At 41.9% G+C, this 20,398-nt stretch carries 22 protein-coding genes; 5 read left to right on the forward strand and 17 right to left on the reverse strand.

Annotated features, from left to right (window positions below; translation table 11 throughout):
- The first annotated feature begins 76 nt into the window (after positions 1 to 76).
- Positions 77 to 1,198: a Fic family protein gene (locus tag AAEY75_RS00340; protein ID WP_352257653.1), complete on the forward strand. Its 1,122-nt coding sequence runs from the start codon at positions 77 to 79 to the stop codon at positions 1,196 to 1,198.
- A gap of 92 nt (positions 1,199 to 1,290) precedes the next feature.
- Here the strand turns inward: AAEY75_RS00340 and AAEY75_RS00345 are convergent, their stop codons facing one another.
- From AAEY75_RS00345 to AAEY75_RS00355, 3 genes are all read right to left on the reverse strand, one after another.
- Complete coding sequence (locus tag AAEY75_RS00345) at positions 1,291 to 1,662, reverse strand: hypothetical protein (protein WP_352257655.1); 372 nt, start codon at positions 1,660 to 1,662, stop codon at positions 1,291 to 1,293.
- A 209-nt stretch (positions 1,663 to 1,871) separates the two neighbouring features.
- Complete coding sequence (locus tag AAEY75_RS00350) at positions 1,872 to 2,321, reverse strand: hypothetical protein (RefSeq protein WP_352257657.1); 450 nt, start codon at positions 2,319 to 2,321, stop codon at positions 1,872 to 1,874.
- Between the two features lie 152 nt (positions 2,322 to 2,473).
- Positions 2,474 to 2,923: a hypothetical protein gene (locus AAEY75_RS00355; protein WP_352257659.1), complete on the reverse strand. Its 450-nt coding sequence runs from the start codon at positions 2,921 to 2,923 to the stop codon at positions 2,474 to 2,476.
- A 384-nt stretch (positions 2,924 to 3,307) separates the two neighbouring features.
- On the opposite strand from AAEY75_RS00355, the gene AAEY75_RS00360 reads away from it, so the two are divergent.
- On the forward strand, positions 3,308 to 5,785 hold the full coding sequence (locus AAEY75_RS00360) for a heavy metal translocating P-type ATPase (RefSeq protein WP_352257661.1): 2,478 nt from the start codon (positions 3,308 to 3,310) through the stop codon (positions 5,783 to 5,785).
- A gap of 252 nt (positions 5,786 to 6,037) precedes the next feature.
- Positions 6,038 to 6,430, forward strand: a complete 393-nt coding sequence (cueR, locus tag AAEY75_RS00365) for a Cu(I)-responsive transcriptional regulator (protein WP_191115276.1) — start codon at positions 6,038 to 6,040, stop codon at positions 6,428 to 6,430.
- A gap of 152 nt (positions 6,431 to 6,582) precedes the next feature.
- Here the strand turns inward: cueR and AAEY75_RS00370 are convergent, their stop codons facing one another.
- From AAEY75_RS00370 to AAEY75_RS00425, 12 genes are all read right to left on the reverse strand, one after another.
- Positions 6,583 to 7,164, reverse strand: coding sequence for a hypothetical protein (locus AAEY75_RS00370; RefSeq protein ID WP_352257663.1), 582 nt, complete (start codon positions 7,162 to 7,164; stop codon positions 6,583 to 6,585).
- 114 nt (positions 7,165 to 7,278) lie between these two features.
- Positions 7,279 to 7,710: a hypothetical protein gene (locus AAEY75_RS00375; RefSeq protein ID WP_352257665.1), complete on the reverse strand. Its 432-nt coding sequence runs from the start codon at positions 7,708 to 7,710 to the stop codon at positions 7,279 to 7,281.
- Entirely contained in the window at positions 7,707 to 8,138 is a 432-nt protein-coding gene (locus AAEY75_RS00380) for a hypothetical protein (RefSeq protein WP_352257667.1), read from the reverse strand. The genes AAEY75_RS00375 and AAEY75_RS00380 overlap by 4 nt, the downstream gene beginning before the upstream one ends.
- 282 nt (positions 8,139 to 8,420) lie before the next feature.
- On the reverse strand, positions 8,421 to 8,843 hold the full coding sequence (locus AAEY75_RS00385; RefSeq protein WP_352257669.1) for an acetyl-CoA carboxylase biotin carboxyl carrier protein: 423 nt from the start codon (positions 8,841 to 8,843) through the stop codon (positions 8,421 to 8,423).
- A 23-nt stretch (positions 8,844 to 8,866) separates the two neighbouring features.
- Positions 8,867 to 10,054, reverse strand: a complete 1,188-nt coding sequence (locus tag AAEY75_RS00390; RefSeq protein ID WP_110923445.1) for an NRAMP family divalent metal transporter — start codon at positions 10,052 to 10,054, stop codon at positions 8,867 to 8,869.
- A gap of 226 nt (positions 10,055 to 10,280) precedes the next feature.
- The gene (gene pxpA, locus AAEY75_RS00395; RefSeq protein WP_352257671.1) at positions 10,281 to 11,018 is read right to left on the reverse strand and encodes a 5-oxoprolinase subunit PxpA; all 738 of its coding nucleotides are present in this window, start codon (positions 11,016 to 11,018) and stop codon (positions 10,281 to 10,283) included.
- A complete protein-coding gene (locus tag AAEY75_RS00400) occupies positions 11,008 to 11,931 on the reverse strand; it encodes a 5-oxoprolinase subunit C family protein (RefSeq protein WP_352257673.1) in 924 nt (307 codons plus the stop codon). Before AAEY75_RS00400 ends, pxpA begins: the two co-directional genes overlap by 11 nt.
- A gap of 52 nt (positions 11,932 to 11,983) precedes the next feature.
- Positions 11,984 to 12,637, reverse strand: coding sequence for a 5-oxoprolinase subunit PxpB (pxpB, locus tag AAEY75_RS00405; protein ID WP_352257675.1), 654 nt, complete (start codon positions 12,635 to 12,637; stop codon positions 11,984 to 11,986).
- 204 nt (positions 12,638 to 12,841) lie between these two features.
- Positions 12,842 to 14,188, reverse strand: a complete 1,347-nt coding sequence (accC, locus tag AAEY75_RS00410; protein ID WP_352257677.1) for an acetyl-CoA carboxylase biotin carboxylase subunit — start codon at positions 14,186 to 14,188, stop codon at positions 12,842 to 12,844.
- Between the two features lie 79 nt (positions 14,189 to 14,267).
- Entirely contained in the window at positions 14,268 to 14,792 is a 525-nt protein-coding gene (gene accB, locus AAEY75_RS00415; RefSeq protein ID WP_352257679.1) for an acetyl-CoA carboxylase biotin carboxyl carrier protein, read from the reverse strand.
- A gap of 190 nt (positions 14,793 to 14,982) precedes the next feature.
- Entirely contained in the window at positions 14,983 to 15,774 is a 792-nt protein-coding gene (locus AAEY75_RS00420; RefSeq protein WP_194365333.1) for a putative hydro-lyase, read from the reverse strand.
- A 296-nt stretch (positions 15,775 to 16,070) separates the two neighbouring features.
- Positions 16,071 to 16,949 (reverse strand): LysR family transcriptional regulator, encoded by an 879-nt coding sequence (locus AAEY75_RS00425; protein WP_197217222.1) that lies wholly within the window; start codon positions 16,947 to 16,949, stop codon positions 16,071 to 16,073.
- Between the two features lie 90 nt (positions 16,950 to 17,039).
- Between AAEY75_RS00425 and AAEY75_RS00430 the strand changes: the two genes are divergently transcribed.
- Positions 17,040 to 17,480, forward strand: coding sequence for a PACE efflux transporter (locus AAEY75_RS00430; protein ID WP_352257682.1), 441 nt, complete (start codon positions 17,040 to 17,042; stop codon positions 17,478 to 17,480).
- A 14-nt stretch (positions 17,481 to 17,494) separates the two neighbouring features.
- On the opposite strand, the gene AAEY75_RS00435 is transcribed toward AAEY75_RS00430, so the two are convergent.
- Both AAEY75_RS00435 and AAEY75_RS00440 read right to left on the reverse strand, forming a co-directional pair.
- On the reverse strand, positions 17,495 to 18,241 hold the full coding sequence (locus AAEY75_RS00435) for a carbon-nitrogen hydrolase family protein (protein ID WP_197217218.1): 747 nt from the start codon (positions 18,239 to 18,241) through the stop codon (positions 17,495 to 17,497).
- Between the two features lie 64 nt (positions 18,242 to 18,305).
- Positions 18,306 to 19,196, reverse strand: coding sequence for a LysR family transcriptional regulator (locus tag AAEY75_RS00440; protein WP_352257684.1), 891 nt, complete (start codon positions 19,194 to 19,196; stop codon positions 18,306 to 18,308).
- Between the two features lie 139 nt (positions 19,197 to 19,335).
- Between AAEY75_RS00440 and AAEY75_RS00445 the strand changes: the two genes are divergently transcribed.
- Positions 19,336 to 20,205: a DMT family transporter gene (locus AAEY75_RS00445; protein WP_197217214.1), complete on the forward strand. Its 870-nt coding sequence runs from the start codon at positions 19,336 to 19,338 to the stop codon at positions 20,203 to 20,205.
- The last annotated feature ends 193 nt before the right edge of the window (positions 20,206 to 20,398 follow it).

A 20,398-nucleotide genomic window follows, 5' to 3' on the forward strand; every position in this document is an offset into this window, starting at 1 on the left:
GCATTGAATAACGGCGATAATCTCCGCATAATATGCATTGAATAGCATTATTAATCACCGCATCTATGAGAAAGTTATGAAATATGTGACATACAACCATGAGCGATCAGATTGGACACAGTGGCACTGGTCAGATAAACAGTTGCTGCCATTGGTGAGCCGTGTGCGTATATTACAAGGCCATCTACTCGGGCAGCTATCAACACTAGGGTTTGAGTTAAACGTTGAAGCACAGTTGGATGCGGTGACGCTTGAAGTGGTTAAAACGTCTGAGATTGAAGGTGAGACGCTGAATAATGAGCAGGTACGCTCCTCTGTTGCGCGTCACTTGGGTATAGATACTAGTGACATGCCAGCGGCGACGCGTAAGATTGATGCTATCGTTGAGATGATGCTTGCCGCTACCTATGGCTATCAATCACCGCTGACCCTGACTGACCTGTTGGGATGGCATCACGCTTTGTTTCCAACAGGGTATAGCGGTCTGTACCGTATTAACACAGGAGAAATCCGTGATGACAGTAAAGGCCCTATGCAAGTGGTATCTGGCGGCTATGGGCGCGAACAGGTTCACTTTGTAGCGCCAAGTGCTGAGAGGCTGCCTATAGAGTTAGAACGTTTCTTGTTATGGTTCAATACAGCAGCAGATGCGCAAGACGACTTAGATCTGGTTATTAAAGCCGGTATCGCTCATTTATGGTTTGTCACCTTGCACCCGTTTGATGATGGCAATGGCCGCTTAACTCGTGCCATCACTGAGCGGGTGCTGGCGCAAAGTGATAATAGTCAGCAGCGCTTCTATAGTATGTCGGCTCAAATACTCCAACAGCGTAATGACTACTATAAAATACTAGAGCGCACGCAAAAAGGCGACTCGGATGTGACTGAGTGGCTAACTTGGTTTCTACAGACGCTAGAGCAAGCACTGCTATCTGCCCAGACAACAACCAATAAGATTATCAGCAAAGCAAAATTTTGGCAGACGCACCGTCAACAAGCCCTAAACACAAGACAGGTAACTATGCTCAATACCTTACTAACGAGTTTTTATGGCAAGCTGACCACCAAAAAATGGGCAACGATAACCAAGTGTTCGGCTGATACTGCATTAAGAGACATTAATGATTTGGTAGAAAAAGGCATGTTAAAAAAATCTGATGCCTCAGGACGTAGTACGAGTTATGAAGTTATGTTGTAAATTCAGAATATTAATAAACAATTTTCTAAGGACGCTTCACAATTTGAGAAACGTCCAATTAAGGATTGTTTAGAGTATTAGTGCTCGCGCCATCACTCAAGAAGGCGACAATCTTCATTCAATGGTGGCCAAGTGAATTCTTTATCATCACAGTGCAGTAAGATAGTATCGTTAGTGATTCCATTTATTGTGCCATTTAAATCCTGTAGGCGTATTTTCAAAGAAGTCAGACTACAGTGGGCATTTTGGTAGCTCTCCGCCTCTAGGCTAGCTAACGTTTGCTCTACATACTTATTGATACCATCAATCATCTCGTTGGCATCTTCTTGCCATTCAAAACTGTAATCTGCATCAAGAGAATCTAGATCATCAATTTTTTTTAGATTAATTAAGGCATCCATGAGTTTGCGTAGATTATTAAAGTCTAGGCTCGATATTGTGGTCTGCTTCTTAATGTTTTGCATAGAGAAAACCCCCATGGTTATTAGGATTTTTTAAGTGATTCCATGTTAACAGTCTGCTTTAAGTAGTCTGTTAATAGGTTTGAAGGGTGAAATAGCTGGTTCCCTTGGGGTATAGTCAAAGTTTCTTGCTATATATTTTGATGAGTTGAACCCAAAATATATGCTTTGATTTTGACATAATCAATTAGACAGTGCGGTTAATTTTGAGCTTAACTTGTGAGTTTTTCAAGACGTATAGTCTTTAATTCTATTTTTTTGCATTCAAAAACTATTTCTGTATCACCTAATAAAAATAGTGAATGTATGATATTACTATCAGGCGTTACGTCTACTTCATGTACCATTATGGTGATTGGTAATATACAACAATTGATATTAACATTCACAATATCGGAATAGATGATTTCTATTAAATCTTTGCCTTGTCTTTGCTCGATCTTCAACGAAATTCTATCATTGTCTAAATCATAATAAATCGTCTTGATTATGCCCTTATTAAGCGTCTTCTCTCTATTATCCATTCCGTTTAAATCACTTGATAAAATTGGGCTCAAATCCTCCCTACGTTTAAGGATCTTAGGAACTACTTCATGATAGTAGTACGTAAAATCCCAAGTATGCTCTCCATAAGAATTTACAAAGTGTTTGATATATTTCATTATAACTATCCTTACATCTGACCCTACCGTTAATCTCGTAGGAAGTAACTTGGAAAATTTTCATCATATAGTTTAACTCCTGTATAGCGCACCGAACCAGTGAAAGCACATGATTGGTTCGCCATAAATACACCTCACTTACAGATAGATTATTAAGAAATCGAAATTTCTTGGCAATCATTGAGAAAATCCTCTAAAAATAATTTAAAAGCACTTGCCCTAACGGAAAAATCCAAACCAAAGTCATATCCTGTAATTTTACCGTTTGTATAAACTCCAACAGGCACTCTTAGCTTGATAAACAACAAGTAGTCATTTGATTTAAAGATATCCATAGTGAAGAACATATCAATAGGATAGATAGAAAAGACTAGTTCATCCTCATCTTCAAACTGATCTAAATTATCCAGCTTTGTAAGTTGTTTTTTCAGATAAGTTATATTCTCATATGACATATATCTATTTACTTCATTAGCATTTTTAAAATCCAAGCATATCAGCTCTGTTTTTACTTCCAAGCTGCACATTATGCCAAACTCATTATAAGAAACTGGTGCAAGCTGAATGGATATGTTTTTATCATAATTGACTAAGCTACTCATTTTTATTGCTCTTGAAAATGAATTACGGTGACTACTAGTGTAGTACCTATCAGGCTACCTGCTAAATTATTTAATACAAGTAGCAGTAATGCGATTCAACATCGAAAAGCTCACTACATGTACACAACGAAGTACACAGCCAAGTATTCAAATCCTCACTAGGGTACCGACCTTGTTTCCATGAGATAAGTTATCGGCAATACCCTCCTTTGTTATCTACCACTCCTCTCATTTTAACCTTCCTCACCCTTACTTCATCATCACACCACGGTTCAAGAGTAATGTTTTGAAAGTATTATAGAAATACGCTTGACCTTACCATGATGTCAACCTATATGCTGTCACTATAGATTAAAAATAGAAATAAAAACGACAGAGGTTGTTATGAAAACAAAAAATACTAAAGCACCTATTTATCAAGAAATACTTAGCATTGAAGGCATGAGTTGCGCCTCGTGTGTCGGGCGTATCGAAAAACAATTAAAAAACATTGAGCATGTTGAAAACGCCGAGGTAAACCTTGCCACTGAACAGGCGACTGTTTACTCCTCTCAGCCTGTAGATGTTATCCAGTTAAACAAAGCGGTAGAGCGTGCAGGCTATAAAGTGACTGAAACCAAGCCTATCGAGCTATCCATAGAAGGCATGAGCTGTGCTTCTTGCGTTGGACGAGTAGAAAAATCCTTGGCAAAAGTCGCTGGCGTGCAACAAGCCACGGTAAACCTTGCGACTGAACGTGCTTGGATTAAAGGTGGTGCTCAAATACAAATGAGCGACTTAATTGAGGCCGTTAAAAAAGCGGGCTACGAGGCCAAACTGGTAGAACAAGATCAAAGTGATCGACAAGATAAAAAAGCCTCAGAGCAAAATCAGCTTAAACGAGATTTGGGACTTTCTGCGCTGTTGTCACTGCCTGTATTCATTTTAGCAATGGGCTCGCATATGATTCCCGCCTTTCATATGTGGGTGGTGAATAACCTCGGCACTCAGCAAAGTTGGCTGATACAGTTTGTTTTGACCACATTGGTACTACTCTTTCCAGGCCGACGCTTTTATCAAAAAGGCGTGCCAGCCTTATTGCGTTTTGCGCCAGATATGAATTCGCTGGTAGCTATTGGTACCATCGCAGCGTATGGCTTTTCTCTAATAGCGACCTTTATCCCGCAAGCGTTACCTGAAGGCACGGTGCACGTCTATTACGAAGCCGCTGCTATGATTGTGAGCTTGATATTATTAGGTCGTTATTTTGAAGCAAAAGCCAAAGGTCGTACTTCTGGGGCCATTCAGCATTTAGTAGGCATGCAGGCAAAGACCGCCCGTGTACACCAAGATAGTAAAGTCATTGAAGTCCCTGTAGAGGACGTCACTGCACAAATGATAGTTGAGATTCGTCCAGGCGAGCGTGTGCCTATCGATGGCGAAGTCGTTGACGGTCACAGTTATATTGATGAATCTATGATTACGGGTGAACCTGTCCCTGTGAAAAAACAAGCCGGCGATCAAGTGGTTGGAGGTACTATCAATCAAAACGGCACCGTGAATATTCGAGCCACAGCCATTGGTGAAGATTCGGTATTGGCGCAAATCATTCGTATGGTAGAACAAGCCCAAGGCTCTAAATTACCGATTCAAGCATTGGTGGATAAAGTTACCATGTGGTTTGTACCAGCGGTGATGTTTTTATCAGCATTGACCTTTATAGTTTGGTTGATTTTTGGCCCTGACCCTGCCTTAACCTTCGGCTTAATCAATGCGGTTGCCGTACTCATTGTGGCCTGCCCTTGTGCAATGGGATTGGCCACTCCCACCTCTATTATGGTCGGTACGGGTCGTGGTGCAGAATTGGGTGTGCTATTTCGTAAGGGTGAAGCGCTACAAATGCTTCAGGATGTGAGCGTGGTTGCCGTTGATAAAACAGGCACATTGACTGAAGGCAAACCTACGTTAACAGATTTCCAAGTCCAACAAGGGTTTGAGGAAGAACAAGTCCTACGTGTGGTGGCATCGGTTGAAGCAAAATCTGAACATCCAATTGCCTTAGCCATTGTTCAAGCCGCAGAGCAACAGAATATTCAACTGCTACCTATCACTGACTTTGAAGCGATGACAGGTTTGGGTATTCAAGCAAACGTGGCAGGACAAGTGATTAATATTGGCGCGGATCGTTACATGCAGCAATTGGGGCTTGATGTTGCGCTTTTTGAACAAGATGCGCTACGTTTGGGGCAAGAAGGTAAAACCCCACTTTACGTATCTATTGACCAGCAGTTGGCTGCTATCATTGCCGTTGCCGACCCTATTAAAGAGACGACTCATGCCGCCATCGCCGCACTACATCAGTTGGGCTTAAAAGTGGCCATGATTACAGGCGATAATCGCCATACCGCCCAAGCGATTGCCGCAAAATTAAGTATTGATCAGGTAGTAGCAGAAGTATTACCCGAAGGAAAAGTGGATGCAGTACGCCAGTTGCAAGAACAATATGGTCGAGTGGCATTTGTTGGTGACGGTATCAATGATGCCCCTGCATTGGCTCAATCCGATGTTGGATTGGCCATTGGTACAGGCACAGACGTGGCGATTGAGGCGGCTGAAGTGGTGCTAATGTCAGGTAGTCTGCAAGGTGTGCCTACTGCGATTGCCTTGAGTAAAGCCACCATCAGTAATATCAGACAAAATCTGGCTTGGGCGTTTGTCTATAATGTCGCCTTGATTCCGATTGCCGCTGGTGTCTTTTATCCCGCCTTTGGTATTTTACTATCACCTATTTTTGCGGCAGCCGCAATGGCCCTGTCTTCTGTTTTTGTATTGGGCAATGCATTACGCCTCAAGTACTTTAAAGTACCCGTCATTACAGAGTAAATATAGAATCGTAAAGGATATCCATATAGGGTTTAAATACACAGGTTATTTAAACCCCTTTTTAAGTTGGGGTGTGTCCTCATTTAAAAAATGGTGATTAAAATGAGATAAATTGTAGTCAAATGAGAAAAATAGCGTAGATAATATCGAGATATTGACCAGCTATTTGACGCTATTTGGCAAAATATAGCCATTTTTAGCCCAGTTAGATGACTATCGATTGAATTGAGGACACGCCCTAGGAGGATAAATATGAATATTGGTCAAGCATCAAAGCAATCAGGCATCTCTACCAAAATGATTCGCTACTATGAGCAGATTGGCTTGCTAGAAACCGTAAATCGCTCGAATTCAGGTTATCGCTTGTATTCTAAAGATGATATAGACGACTTATGCTTTTTAAGACATTCTCGTGACTTGGGGTTTTCATCCAAGCAAATGAAAGAGTTACTATATTTGCGCAAAAATGCCAATCGTCAGAGTGCAGATGTTAAGCAATTGACACAAGAGCATATCGAAACGTTAAACCAAAAAATCGCGCAATTGCAAGAGATGGTCAATTCGCTACAGAATTCTTTTGATCATTGCGCAGGCGATGATAATGCAGAGTGCGCTATCTTAGAGGATCTTGGGCAAGCTAAATAGGGCACTTCCCAACTTAGAAGGCGTTATGCTGTTTTGCATAACTAGAATAGTGGTTGGTGGTAACGCAGTCATAAGTTGTGAGTATTATCTGGCTCAAATGTGTAGTGAAGCAGAACCGAGAAAACTGTTAGCAGTTCCGCTTCAAATGCTTGTTATATCCCGTTTTTAATAGACTCTACTTGTGTGTTTAATATATTTCGCATCATTATAAGCGAGAACTTTACGCCATCTTTTTCGGAAAGAATCTCGCTTAAATATATTTTTTTATCATCATATTGTTCTGGAAAATTGATACTTATATATGTCATTTTTTTCTTCTCAGCTTCCCAGAATCTATACTTTATTTCGGTATGACCAGCGTACTTTTGGAGAAAGCGATCAATGGTTAACCCTTCTTTTTGCCAATTTACTAAGCCTTTTGTTAACCAAACCTCATTCCAACTCTCAAACAAGGGAAAGTGAGCAAAAGTATTTCTAATAAATTTAAACAATGGGCCACCAATTTCAGATTCCATTGGAGGTCTTTGTTTCTTAATTGCCTCAAGAACATACTTAAAGGGCTCATAAGCTAGTAACTCTGCATAAACTGAAAATAGGTTAATCACTTTGCTAAAACGATACCAATCATCTTTCTCCCAAAATGAGTCTTCAATTATTTCATCAGCTAGATCATAGAACCTGTTATAAGCAAGACTCAAAAAAACTTCTTCTTGTGATGTAGGTCGCAAATTCATGCAAGAAAACTCCTAGAGATATAACGCCGCGTTGAGCGGATTAAAATTGTTGGTTATAATGGTGAAGCAAAGTGGAACCGAGACAATTGTTACGAATCCAGTTTTAATGTCTTTTTATAAATTTTCTTCACATAATGTGCTTCCGATGAAATAAAAATCGAAATTGCGACATACTCGTTCCAGCTTTTCTGAATCTTTAGATATTGCGATACTAAAACTATGATTATCTTTTAACTTAAGCTTTGAACCTAAATAACCTAACGACGGATTTATATCTTCGATCTTGAACCAGAATGACCCGTAGTGCTTGGTTCTTACAGCATATAGCGTAGATCTAGGATCACCTTCATTAGCTCTTTCCAACTTTAAAGACACTCGTCTACCGTTATCCATTGCATCAAAAGAGAATGAGTATGAATACTCGCCACTTCGATCAGATTCAATGAGAAACAAACCAGGAGAGTAGTAGTTTTTAGGAAGTTCATCAGGGAATAAAAACCCACCACCTTCGCTGAAAAAACTTAGATAATATGCTCGATTGTTCATCTTTTCAGCCTCAGTACCTTGCTACTATTTAAGAAATGTTCTCCGTTTTTTGATTCCCACTTCTGCTGATCTGAATAGACTTTTGGACCACCAACAATTGGCCCCCAAACGACGTCTTTAGAAAACTTATAAGTTCGAGTTTGTCTGCTTTTTCTAATATTTGAACGATATTTAATTGCCTCTATTTCAGTTAGGTCTTGAATATCAAAATTCCAGAAGTCATTATCATCAAACTGAAATTCAACAACTGATTCACTTTTATGCATTTGTACAGCCCAAGCTTTAGCAACATGCAAAGCTGTACCTAAATAGAACCCTTGACCCAATTCTCCTCCGCCTAAAGAGACATCTACTTTTCCTTCGATTAGCTTATCCACGTGAGTTTCAGTGGTTCCATGAAATGTAGAATTTTTATCGAAATTACTCATAACTTCCCTAATGATTTATAGACATAACAACTCCCACACGGTGCTGGCCTCCGCTTTTCGTGGGTTAGTTTGGGTCAAAGCCAGAGCTATAATTAGTTTGTCAATTAACTAAATGGCAGAGGCTAACATAATATACTTTTTATCAGATTTGATACACATAAAGCATTTAATAAAGTGGTCTATATTGAAGAACTGAGCTATAGCACATAAAAAACCCTTTAAGCGATAGATGATGCTTAAAGGGTTTAGATTTTTTCTTAACTAAAACCACGTTAACGGCCTTTAACGACGGGCTAACTCAAAAATAGGCTGTCCGTATTCAACGTTCTGGCCACTTTCAACCAAGACAGCCGTGACAACACCTTCTTTATTGCTAATCACTGGCTGCAAACGGGTCAATTCATCAATGAAGCAAACGGTTTGACCTTTTTGAATATGGTCGCCTTCTTTGATCAAGTTGTCTGTTGCATCGTCTTCACTTAAGTAGACCTGCCCTACGTAAGTGGCACCTACTTGCAATACATCACTACCAGTCTGCTCGGTCTCATGAGTAGGCGTGGCCTCTATAGGATTGGCGCTCACATTATTCTGCACACCTAGATTATTAACGACCGTAATAGACTGCCCATTGTCTGCAATCGTGACTTCGTGCAGCTGACTGCTTTCAACCAGTTTGACCACACGTTCTATTTGCTCTATATCCATAATACATTCCTTATCTTAATTTTTTAACTCATGCCCAGATATTTAGCAATGGTCATGACACTTAGGATGCTCATCACGATGGCGATTAACCAACCAAATACCGCAATCCAAATAGGATGCTTATAATTGCCAACGATATTTTTTCTGTAGGCGGCAATCAAGATGATGACCATGGCGATAGGCAATACCAAACCATTTAACGTACCGACCAATACCAGTACTTGGGCCGGTTTACCGATAGTGGCAAACACCATTGTCGAGATCACGATGAAACCAATAATGAAGTAGCGTTTGTGCTTTTCAATGAATGGATGGAAGTTGGTCATAAAAGACACAGAGGTATAAGCAGCACCAATCACAGAGGTCACAGAAGCCGCCCAAATCACCATACCAAAAATAACTTTACCCGCATTTCCTAAAATGTACTGAAACGGCGACATGGCTGGGTTGGCGGGATCCAATGCAAAGCCTTGAGATACCACGCCTAATACTGCAAGGAATAAAAATACGCGAATCACAGAGGCAATTAAGATACCAGAGACCGAGCTTCTGGTCACTGATTTTAAATTCTCTTCTCCGCTGACACCTGCTTCTAATAAGCGATGCGCACCTGAGAAAGTAATATAACCACCAACCGTACCGCCGACTAGCGTCACGATAGCCACTGCATCAATTTTGTCAGGCATGATCGTTTTGCTGACGGCTTCTGCTAATGGCGGATCAGATTTAAAGACCACATAAATGACCAATACAATCAGGATAAAGCCCATTAACTGAGCGAACTTATCCATCATAGGACCCGTTTCTCGGCCTAAAAATATCGCTACGGCAATCACACCACTGATCAGGGCGCCTGTAATGGGCGACATATTGAACATGGACTGCATGCCAAGTCCGGCACCGCCAATATTCCCAATATTAAAAGCCAGACCACCCGCAATGATTAAGAACGCGAGCAAGTAACCGACACCCGGAAACACCAAGTTGGCGATTTCCTGTGCACGTTTTTTGGAGACAGCGACTACTCGCCAAACGTTAAGCTGGACGCCGATGTCCATAACAATAGATATTAAGATAACAAAGCCGAAACTTGCCATTAGGCTTTCGGTGAATGTGGCCGTTTGGGTCAAAAACCCTGGCCCTACTGCTGATGTAGCCATCAGGAAGGCCGCGCCTAAAATGGCGGTATTGTGTTTTTTTATAGTGCTCATAAACATCCTTGTGCTATATGGGATTATTTAATCAAATGATTAGGGCGTGTCCTCATTTTAAAAATGGTGGTAAAAATGAGATAAATTGCAGTCAAACAAGGAAAATAGCGCAGATAATATCGAGATATTAGTCAGCTATTTGACGCTGTTTGGCAAGATTTAGCCATTTTTAACCCATTTAGATGACCATCGATTGAATTGAGGACATGCCCTAGCGGGAGGATATTTAGTGGGCAGATATAGTGATACCTTTGAGCTCTAGTTGTTTCTTTATTTCTTGTGCAAATAAAATAGCGTGTTCACCATCACCATGTAGGCAGATACTTTGCGCCTCTACGGGTACGGTTTGACCGCAGACACTGGTGACAGTCCCTTCAGTTATCATCTGCAATACATGCTTAACCGCATCATCCGTATCGGTTATTAGCGCATTATCTTTGCTACGAGAGACCAATGAGCCATCTTTTTCATAGTTTCTATCGGCAAACACTTCTGATATTGCCTCTAAGCCATGTTTCTTAGCTGACTTGACCAAATAGCCGCCAGACAAACCCATGACCTTTAGGCTTGGATCAAATCGTTTGATTTCGCTTACTAAAATATCTGATAAATTTTCATCAATAGCGGCTTGGTTGTATAATGCGCCATGCGGTTTTACATAGTCTAATGACACACCAACTAAGTCACAGAGCGCTTTGGTTGCACCCAATTGATATACCAATAAAGCGCGGTAATCGGCTTCACTTAACGGCTGATGAATACGGCCAAAATTCTCTCTATCGTTTAGACCAGGGTGCGCACCTACGCTCACGTTGTTTGCTTTTGCCAATTGCAACGTTGCTAGCATCTCGCCATAAGACCCAGCATGAAGACCGCAGCAGACATTGGCTGAGCTGACTATCGTCATTAACTTATCATCTTGCCCGCAGCCTTCAGCCACATCAGCATTTAAATCAATTTTCATTGGCATACTCCTTTATTTGATCGATGTAATGTTGTCTTTTCTGTTGTTCATGCAGCGCCTGCTCTAACGACACAACGACGAACTGACAGGCTTTGCCAAATCTAATCTGTGCCATCAGACCTATGTCTGCGTTAATAACGGTGGCAATTTTAGGGTAGCCACCCGTCGTTTGCCCATCTGCCATTAACACAATCGGTTGTCCTTGTGGTGGCACCTGAATCATGCCAATATCAACGCCATGTGAGCTCATTTCTACTGGCTTGCTAAATTCAAGCGCTGTAGATCCTTCTAAGCGGTAACCCATACGATTGCTACTGCTTTGTAGTTTCCAAGGCTGATTTTCAAACGCTTGTTGAGACGACTCAGTGAAGCAGTCGTATTCACTGCTTTTTATCACTCGAATAACCTCGGTTGGTGCAAGTCGAGCCACCCCAATCACAGGCAGGTTTGATTCGGTTTTTACCGTTAAGCTGTCATCGGCTTTTAGGTATCTGCCTTCAAATCCGCCAAATCCTGCTTTGAGATTGGTGCTAACTGACTGCAATACTGGCTCGATATCAAAGCCACCGTGCACACATAAATAGGTATACATGCCTTGTAGCGGGCGCAAAAGTTTGAGTGTTTGCCCAGCTGTTGCATTGATACGCCAATAGCAAGGAACACGCTTGTCGTCTAGATAGGCCTCGTATAAAGCGCCTGTTAAGCAAAAGCTGACGCTTTCTTCAAACTGTATGGTTAGCTCACCGAGCGCTATTTCAATAGCGGGTTCGTTGGCTTCGTTTTTCATCAAAGCGTTGCCAGCTTGTAGCGCCCAGCTGTCCATCACGCCATTTCTACCCACGCCCATACTGCGGTAACCCAGTCGTCCCGAATCTTGAATACTGGCAAGGGCACTTGCGGTTAAAATTTTCATTGATACCACCTGTTTATTTGTCTTTTTGATTCATGCATCTTTTATTTATCGCTTATTGATGAATATCAATCGCTTTAAATGTCAAAGTATCGCCTGCGTTAAGCAACGTCGGAGAGGTCTTGGTTAAATCAAATAAAGCAGTATCCGTCTGGCCGAGTAACTGCCAGCCGCCTGGAGACTCAAAAGGGTACACCCCTGTCTGCTCGCCGCCGATACCCACTGAGCCTGCAGGGACTTGAGTTCTAGGGATGGCATGCCTTGGGAAATACAGCGACTCAGACAAGCCGCCAAGATAAGGAAATCCTGGCTGAAAACCGATAAAGTAAACGGTATAAGTGGCTTTGGTATGTAGCTCAACAACAGCTTCAACCGAGAGATTTAGGTCATTCGCCATGGCCGCTAGATCGGGGCCATACTTACCACCGTACTGCACTGGTATCTCGACATGCTTGCCTTGGATGGTTTTTGAAGGGATATCATTGAGCAGATCTGACAGCCTATCTTTAAAGGTAGTAAGCTCAGCCCATGTCAATGGCACGATGAACACACTGAGCGTATTCATACCAATCACCACTTCGATGACTTCTGGCATTTTCTGGATACTGTCTGATAAAGCCCAGCATTTTTGTTGTTTTTCTAAGGTGATCGGTTTAGGGAAAAACAACGCGAGATTGGTTTCACTGCATAGTTGCCATTGTAGTTCCATTAGCACGTACTCCATTATTTTTTATCTGCTATAGTCAAATCCCCTATAAATTGGATACGGTGCCAGGCTCGCTTAGTCTACGACTTGTAGTACTTTCACTCGCCTTCCTGGTATCCAAATTATATTGAACCGACTATATCTTGATTCTGACGCTTCTGACGCTAATGCCAGATTTGGTTTTCACTTTTGCGGGCAAGACATGATTTATATATTGTCTTGTATCCACTGTTCCAGATAATGAATACTCATTTGACCTTCACAAAATATCTCATCTTCAAACAGACGTTGATGCAGCCCAATATTGGTATCAATGCCCGTAATTTGCGCCTCCGATAAGGCCGCTCGCATTTTTTCTATCGCTTTTTCTCTTGAACGATCTTGTACACATATCTTGGCAATCAAACTGTCATAAGATGGCGGCACGGTGTAGTTCGACTCAGCATGGCTATCCACTCTGATACCAAACCCTGCTGGCATGTGGCAGTAGTCTATGCGTCCAGCATTTGGCAAAAATGTCTGCGCGTTTTCGGCATTGATACGGCACTCAAAAGCGTGTCCGGTAATGGCGATATCATTCTGTTTGTATGCTAGCGTGAGCCCTGCAGCCACTCTGATCTGTTCTTGCACAATATCGACACCCGTCACCATCTCAGTAATGCTGTGCTCAACTTGTACACGAGTATTCATCTCGATAAAGAAGAACTCGCCATTTTCGTATAAAAACTCAAACGTGCCTGCGCCTCTATACTGCATTTGCTCGCAAGCTGTGACACAGGCTTGGCCTATTTTCTGACGCTGCGCTTCGGTAATGCCGGGTGCCGGCGCTTCTTCAATGACTTTTTGATGACGGCGCTGCATAGAGCAATCACGCTCGCCTAAATAAATAGCATTGCCGTGGGTATCGGACATGACTTGTACTTCAATATGACGAGGTGCTTGTAAGTATTTTTCAAGATAGACAATAGCGCTACCAAAATTGGCTTTGGCCTCTGTTTGCGTCATAGAAATCGCAGAGAGTAAGTCAGCTTCTTTTTCGACCACGCGCATACCACGACCGCCGCCACCGCTTGCTGCTTTGATGATGACTGGATAACCAACGTCACTGGCAATTTTTATAACTTGCTCTGAATCAGCAGGCAATGCGCCATCAGAACCAGGTACACAGGGTACGCCTGCCATTGTCATTTGTTTTTTGGCTTCAACCTTGTCGCCCATGTTTCTGATATTGTCAGCCGTTGGGCCAATAAACGTGAGACCCGAGTCTTCAATCAAGGCCGCAAAGTCTGCGTTTTCAGACAAAAAGCCATAGCCTGGATGGATGGCTTGTGCGTTGGTGATTTTTGCAGCAGAAACCAGCGCTCTTTGATTGAGGTAGCTGTGTGTGGCATTGGCAGGCCCGATACAGATTTTTTCATCGGCTAGGCGTACAGGCAATGAGTCTTTGTCTGATTCAGAATGGGCAATGACGGATTTAATACCCAATTGCTTACAAGCTCGGATAATACGTAGAGCAATCTCGCCACGATTGGCAATTAAGATTTTTGTGAACATATTTATTCCCTTAAAAATATAGTGTCAAATACAGTGTTTGTGCAGCGTCTATACAATATTGAGTGGCTATTGAGTGGCTTTAACTGTCTGGCGCTATAATAAATAAAGGCTGTGCATATTCTACGACATCACCTTCATCGATCAGAATCTCTTGAATCGTACCGTCAGCTTCTGCTTTTACTTCATGCATCATTTTCATGGCTTCAATGATACATAGGGTCTGCCCTGCTACTACCTGATCGCCCACTTCAAAGAACGCCTCAGCGGTCGGCTCAGAGCGAAGATAAAAAGTGCCGAGCATAGGTGCCAATACTTGAGATGAAGAGGCAGGTGAATTGGCGACCTCAGTAGTCACCGTTTCATCCATAGAACTGTTGTCTGCACTGGTATTATTAGAAGTGTTATTGTGGGAGGTTGCTGTACGTGATTCTGAATGAGCAGTTTTTGAGTGGTGAGTATTACCAATATGATTGCTGCTTTCATTGCCATTAGCCTGACAAATGATAGAGATACGTGCATCACCATCGGTTACTTCTAATGATTGTATGTCAGCGCTTTCGGCGATTTTGATCAGCTTTTCTAGATCTGTAAAGTTAATATTCATATTGTTAGCTATTCCATTAGAGTAGAAGTGAATAATTGTTTTTTATAAAAAATTTGTGCGATGTAACTGATGTAAATAGGGCCCTACTTTTAAACCATACGCTTTTATTTACTAAGAGCTTTGTGGACAAACAAGATTGGATGCCATTACATTTTAAAATGGCGTTTTAAAATGGCGTTGTCACCCAACATTATAGAACTGCCAAGTCTTCATCTTTTGGGTCGCAGATAAACATATGTCCCGGCGCGTGCGTTATCATCAGTTCAGGTTTGCTGGTCATTGCGATGCTTTGAGGCGTCACACCACAAGCCCAAAACACAGGCACTTCACCTTCCTTTATGAGTGATGCATCACCAAAATCGGGAGAGTGAATGTCTGTGATACCGATGACACTAGGGTCTCCGATATGGATAGGCGCGCCATGTACTTGCGGAAACCGAGAGGTGGCTTGTACGGCTCTGGTGATTAATGGATAAGGTATCGGTCGCATGCTGACCACCATTTTTCCATAAAACTGTCCTGCAGGCTCAGTTTCTATATTCGTGATATACATCGGCACATTGTGATTGTCTTCGATGTGTCTGACAGGAATAGACGCATTGAGCATGGCAGACTCAAAGGAAAAACTACATCCTAAAAGAAAGCAGACCAAGTCCTCTCTCCAATAGTCTGTTAAGTCTGACACCTCAGCTACTAGCTCGCCGAACTCGTATATTCGATACTTTGGGACATCAGACTTTAAGTCTGCGCCCTTCGCCATCAGCCGTGGTTCCGAACTACCAACATCTGTTACGTCTAAAATAGGACAAGATTTGGGGTTTCTTTGTGCAAACAATAAAAAATCATAGGCCAATTTCTTGGGTACTATGACTAAGTTTGCTTGTATGTGACCTTTGCACATGCCAGAAGTCGGCTTGTTGATTTCGTTCTTACCAATTAGTGCTCTGACCTCTTGTGGCGTCATATTTGCTAAATCTAACATGATTACAACCTCTTACGTTTTGACATTTCTGGCAGATAAAAAATCATCTAATAAAGACTGTATGAAGTTGGTGCTTTGTAACAGTATTTTATATATAGATAACTATATTATCGTTATGTAACCTAGCAGAACATTTTTAAAATGACAAGACGTAAGCGTTGTAAATAAACGCATGCGATACATAAATGAGAGTAGACAAGGAAGGGTTTATTACAATTATGAGCACTTGTGCAGTGTTTATTGTAGGCATTGACCAACAACTGTTTTTTATTGGTACTTACTGGCATTTATTGACGCTACTTATTTAAAGCAATCGCTGCTGACTTTAGCCAAGTCGCCGCTTTACCCAAAGAGCGCTGCTTGTGCCAAATTAGCTCCAATGCGACTGGCCAATCATGATCGTCAAAATCCAATTTCGGTGCGACCAGATAGCCATTGTCTAAGGCACTAGCAACCACGTGCTCAGGCACAAACGCCCAACCTAGATTACGCTGTACCAATTCAACGATTACCCACTGACTCTCCACCCACCAGACATCAGAAGCGACTCGTAACCGGGCTTTTTCATCGCTGTGATTGCGTGTGGCTACCATTAGCTGTCTGTAGCGTTTTAGCTCTTCCCATGCGACTGGCTGATGTGCCAGCTCATGTTCTGGCGAGCATACCAATGTCAATGATACCCAGCCAAGCGTATGAAAATTCAAGGCTGAAGGAAGGATTTCTTGACGCCACATAATGCCCAAATCCGCTCGATCTTCTAATACCAAGCGACTGACATCCTCCATCAGTGGAAACAGTAGCTCTAGCTCTACACTGGGGAAACGACGAGAGAACTCTTCCATTAGCGTACCCAGTTTCGATTCCGGATACAGCTCATCAACCGCTAATACTAGCCTGCTCTCGACCCCTTCACCCAAACTCTGTGCAACCCCGCGAAAATGCTCACAACGCTCAAGTATCACTCGAGCTTCGACCAGTAACCGCTCTCCAACGGGCGTTAGCGTTGGATAACGGCCACTGCGTACAAACAAACTACTGTCTACGTCGACTTCTAAATTTGAGACAGCCGTGCTGATAACTGACTGCGCCTTACCCAATTGCCGCGCTGCCGCTGAGAAAGACCCTGTTTCTACGGTCGCTACAAAGGCTTTTAGTTGCTCTAATGAAAAGCTCATCTATCTGTATATCCTATAGGTTCCAACTTGGTTATCCGATTTTAACAGATACAATAGCCCGATAAATCACTAATTCAATCGGGAAGTTCGATGCGTACTACTAAAGACCGTATTCGCCATACGCTAGGTTTTGAGATAGTTGGCTTAATCATATTTGTACCGCTAGCAAGCTGGTTATTTGGCTTTGATATTCATGCGATAGGTCTGATTGCGGTGGCTGGATCCATCATTGCAACAGGTTGGAACTATTTTTATAACCTACTGTTTGATCACTCTATGGTGAAGCTGCGTGGGAATGTGCATAAGACGGTGCCAATACGATTGCTACACGCCTTTTTATTTGAAGGGGGCCTACTGTTATTATTCTTACCAATGATTGCATGGTACTTAGGCATCAGCCTATGGCAGGCCTTTATGATGGATATTACGATGGCTACTTTCTATGTGATCTATGCCTTCTTCTATAACTTAAGTTACGACAAGGTATTCCCTATTCCAGAAAACCACCTTGCCACTCAATTTAATCGTTAAACTCTATGGTTGAATCAAGCTAAGTCTATATAACGGTAGTTTTGCTCAGATTGTTTTATGTCTGTTAAATCGATGTCCACTACTGCTATTTCTTGCGTCGAACCAAGTTTTTTTATAATGCTTCCTGTAGGAGAGACGACTAGACTCTCTCCTACAAACTCACCGCCATGACCGACGCCCACACCGTTACAGGTAATCACAAAACATTGGTTCTCTATAGCATGAGCTTGATTCAATACATAGTGGGTATTTGCATAGGGAGACATATTGCCGTTTGGCATAAATATGATCTGTGTGCCTTTTTTTGCCAGTGCTCTCGAACCTTCTGGAAACTCTAACTCAAAACAAATCTGAGCACCGCAAACCACATCATTAATGCTAACCACTGACAAGTCTTTTCCGCTGGTAAATACCCCAACATCATCAAGCCAAAGCTTTGACTTTCGGTGTTTATGAATGATTTTGCCGTTTTTTATAAAAGAACATGCGTTATAGAAAAGTTGATCCTGTTTGTCAATATGCCCAACAATGATGGTTGAATCCGTATGTTTGCTGGCTATTAGTAAGTCTTCAAAATGCGATTGTGATTGGCTGCATAAAGAGTCAATATTATCTGCTGTCGGAAATCCTGTAAAAGCGAGCTCTGGAAAAATCATAAAGCCTTGACAGTCTTTGTGCTCATTGATGGATTTCAATATCAAGGCGGCATTTACCGACACTTGATAATCGGTGATATCAATCTGGTTGATGACGATTTTCATAGAATTTTATTCTCATTCGTGAGGGGTGGTTATAATGAATATTATTCTTTAATAGCAATACTCTTTAATAGCACTGGGATTCCAACCAACGGCTCAATTTAAGAATGTCAGCTTGATTTGACTTTAAATCGTTATAAAAGAAATAGAAGCTGTCGCCAGTGAGTAATTCATGCATTGGGATTCTAACGAGATTTTGCTGATGCGTTTGTTCTAGCATCATATAGTTGTCGATAAGCGTAATACCTAAGTTATAACGCGCGGCCTGTGCTGCAAGCAGTACATGGCTAAATTGATTGATTTTTACATCGCTTGGCAGCTCAAACCCACCTGCTTTGCACCACTTTAGCCAATCATTGGCCGCATTTTCGCTTTTTCCAGCGTATTTTACGGACAGTATGGGATGTTGCCATAATGCTTCAGGCAACGGTTGGTCTTTTATTTCCTCCCACAACCTTTGACCACAGACAGGGAATAGCTTTTCAGCGAATAAAAACGTGCTGACTACGTTACGCTTTGGCGGATGGACGGTTATAAAACAGTCAGAACATTGCTCATTATAATCGTCTTGGTCTGTCACCATGTTTAAGGTGAGCTCAATTTCTGGGTGTTGTGTATGGAAGTCTTCTAATCGAGGAATCAGCCAATTAACAGCCACCGAGCTATACAGTGCTAGACGAATATGGCCAGGCTGGTCATTTCGAATGGCCTGACTGGTATTGGACAGAGCCGTCAGCGATTGATTTACTTCTGTGAAATAACGCGACCCTATTTCTGTCAACGAAAGTGTCCGACCCTGCCTATAAAACAACGCTTCTCCAAGGTACTCCTCAAGCGTTCGAACCTGATGACTCACGGCGCTTTGCGTCACGTTGAGGCTTTCTGCTGCCTTTGAAAAACTATTTAGTCTTGCAACGGATTCAAAGCATTGTATCGCGCGCAATGGCGGTAGTTTCATTATTATCTCAGCTAATACTAAAGGGCTTTATATCATTATACGTCATGTAAATATATGAATATACTGCTTACTCAAGTATTAAATGAACGTCATTTGATGTCAATTTTCAACTATTTCTAGAGTAACGCTGAGGGTTATTATGCCAAAGATGAGTGTTGGGTTTGCCATGATTCTATTGGTTGTGGGAAATATGATTGCCGTCCTATCAGATGCGTTGATCAAAGAATTGCCAGATGGCGCAGCGGTCTATCAATTTGTCCTACTACGTCAGTTGACAGCTGTTTTGATGCTACTGCCCTTTTGCTTTTTGAATAAAAAAACCAAGTTGATTAGTAATATAAAATGGCATTTTGTACGGGGTCATATTTGGTTATTTGGTGCGGTATTTATGGTATTGTCTATTCAAGCGCTGCCGCTGGCAACGGTGAATGCTATTTTTTATACCGCTCCTTTGATGATGTTGCCGTTAGGGTTTTTGTTTTACAAAGACAGACTTACCGCGCCAAGCATCATTGTGGCAATATTGGGTTTTGTCGGCATTCTTGTTATCGTAAAACCAACGCAAATTAATATGGGTGCTATCTTTGCACTGATAGTGGCCTTAACCATGGCGACGAACAACCTACTAGTGCGTAAACTGCCTTCTAATCACACCGTTGCACAAACACTGTTTTTGACCAATTTAGTCGGAATACCATTTGGGCTTAGTTTGGCCATTTGGGAAAATGCCCCTTTGAGTTGGTACGCGCTATGGATAGCAGCCGGTTCAAATCTGTTTATTTTGATTTATGCGGGTATTTGCGTACTGGTCTACCGAGCGGTGGAAGCCCATAAAATATCTAGTGCAGAATATACGGGCCTGTTAGGAGCAGTATTCATCGGCATCGTGTGGTTCCATGAGATACCAGATATCAGCTTATTGATAGGTTCAGCATTGATTATCATCCCTCTCATTTGGCTCGCCACACGAGAGTCTGTCAAATATAAAAGATCGGTTCCGATAGAGTAAGTGGAGATATTGGCAATCGTTTCCTGCATAAAAAATCACATCGAGTTGATGTGTTTTGATAATCAAGAAAATCTTACTGCGCACTTTTTACCTTTCTCCTATCAGCTAAAAAACCTACGGCTTTGATATACTAAGTGCTTAAGGTAGTACGTTAAAAATGCGTGAGTCGGTAGATTAGACAACATTAAAGCGT

The sequence above is a fragment of the Psychrobacter sp. TB55-MNA-CIBAN-0194 genome, assembly GCF_040309505.1.
In the GTDB taxonomy this organism is placed as follows: Bacteria; Pseudomonadota; Gammaproteobacteria; order Pseudomonadales; family Moraxellaceae; genus Psychrobacter; species Psychrobacter fozii.

What these genes read in the sequence shown, in the direction of transcription:
- AAEY75_RS00435 (WP_197217218.1), bottom strand. Translation starts at nt 18,241, where the DNA reads ATGAAAATCGTCATCAACCAGATTGATATCACCGATTATCAAGTGTCG.
- AAEY75_RS00350 (WP_352257657.1), bottom strand. Translation starts at nt 2,321, where the DNA reads ATGAAATATATCAAACACTTTGTAAATTCTTATGGAGAGCATACTTGG.
- AAEY75_RS00355 (WP_352257659.1), bottom strand. Translation starts at nt 2,923, where the DNA reads ATGAGTAGCTTAGTCAATTATGATAAAAACATATCCATTCAGCTTGCA.
- AAEY75_RS00380 (WP_352257667.1), bottom strand. Translation starts at nt 8,138, where the DNA reads ATGAGTAATTTCGATAAAAATTCTACATTTCATGGAACCACTGAAACT.
- AAEY75_RS00385 (WP_352257669.1), bottom strand. Translation starts at nt 8,843, where the DNA reads ATGGATATAGAGCAAATAGAACGTGTGGTCAAACTGGTTGAAAGCAGT.
- AAEY75_RS00430 (WP_352257682.1), top strand. Translation starts at nt 17,040, where the DNA reads ATGCGTACTACTAAAGACCGTATTCGCCATACGCTAGGTTTTGAGATA.
- AAEY75_RS00440 (WP_352257684.1), bottom strand. Translation starts at nt 19,196, where the DNA reads ATGAAACTACCGCCATTGCGCGCGATACAATGCTTTGAATCCGTTGCA.
- AAEY75_RS00445 (WP_197217214.1), top strand. Translation starts at nt 19,336, where the DNA reads ATGCCAAAGATGAGTGTTGGGTTTGCCATGATTCTATTGGTTGTGGGA.
- pxpB (WP_352257675.1), bottom strand. Translation starts at nt 12,637, where the DNA reads ATGGAACTACAATGGCAACTATGCAGTGAAACCAATCTCGCGTTGTTT.
- accB (WP_352257679.1), bottom strand. Translation starts at nt 14,792, where the DNA reads ATGAATATTAACTTTACAGATCTAGAAAAGCTGATCAAAATCGCCGAA.
- AAEY75_RS00360 (WP_352257661.1), top strand. Translation starts at nt 3,308, where the DNA reads ATGAAAACAAAAAATACTAAAGCACCTATTTATCAAGAAATACTTAGC.
- AAEY75_RS00345 (WP_352257655.1), bottom strand. Translation starts at nt 1,662, where the DNA reads ATGCAAAACATTAAGAAGCAGACCACAATATCGAGCCTAGACTTTAAT.
- AAEY75_RS00420 (WP_194365333.1), bottom strand. Translation starts at nt 15,774, where the DNA reads ATGTTAGATTTAGCAAATATGACGCCACAAGAGGTCAGAGCACTAATT.
- AAEY75_RS00340 (WP_352257653.1), top strand. Translation starts at nt 77, where the DNA reads ATGAAATATGTGACATACAACCATGAGCGATCAGATTGGACACAGTGG.
- AAEY75_RS00425 (WP_197217222.1), bottom strand. Translation starts at nt 16,949, where the DNA reads ATGAGCTTTTCATTAGAGCAACTAAAAGCCTTTGTAGCGACCGTAGAA.
- AAEY75_RS00370 (WP_352257663.1), bottom strand. Translation starts at nt 7,164, where the DNA reads ATGAATTTGCGACCTACATCACAAGAAGAAGTTTTTTTGAGTCTTGCT.
- accC (WP_352257677.1), bottom strand. Translation starts at nt 14,188, where the DNA reads ATGTTCACAAAAATCTTAATTGCCAATCGTGGCGAGATTGCTCTACGT.
- AAEY75_RS00375 (WP_352257665.1), bottom strand. Translation starts at nt 7,710, where the DNA reads ATGAACAATCGAGCATATTATCTAAGTTTTTTCAGCGAAGGTGGTGGG.
- AAEY75_RS00390 (WP_110923445.1), bottom strand. Translation starts at nt 10,054, where the DNA reads ATGAGCACTATAAAAAAACACAATACCGCCATTTTAGGCGCGGCCTTC.
- cueR (WP_191115276.1), top strand. Translation starts at nt 6,038, where the DNA reads ATGAATATTGGTCAAGCATCAAAGCAATCAGGCATCTCTACCAAAATG.
- pxpA (WP_352257671.1), bottom strand. Translation starts at nt 11,018, where the DNA reads ATGAAAATTGATTTAAATGCTGATGTGGCTGAAGGCTGCGGGCAAGAT.
- AAEY75_RS00400 (WP_352257673.1), bottom strand. Translation starts at nt 11,931, where the DNA reads ATGAAAATTTTAACCGCAAGTGCCCTTGCCAGTATTCAAGATTCGGGA.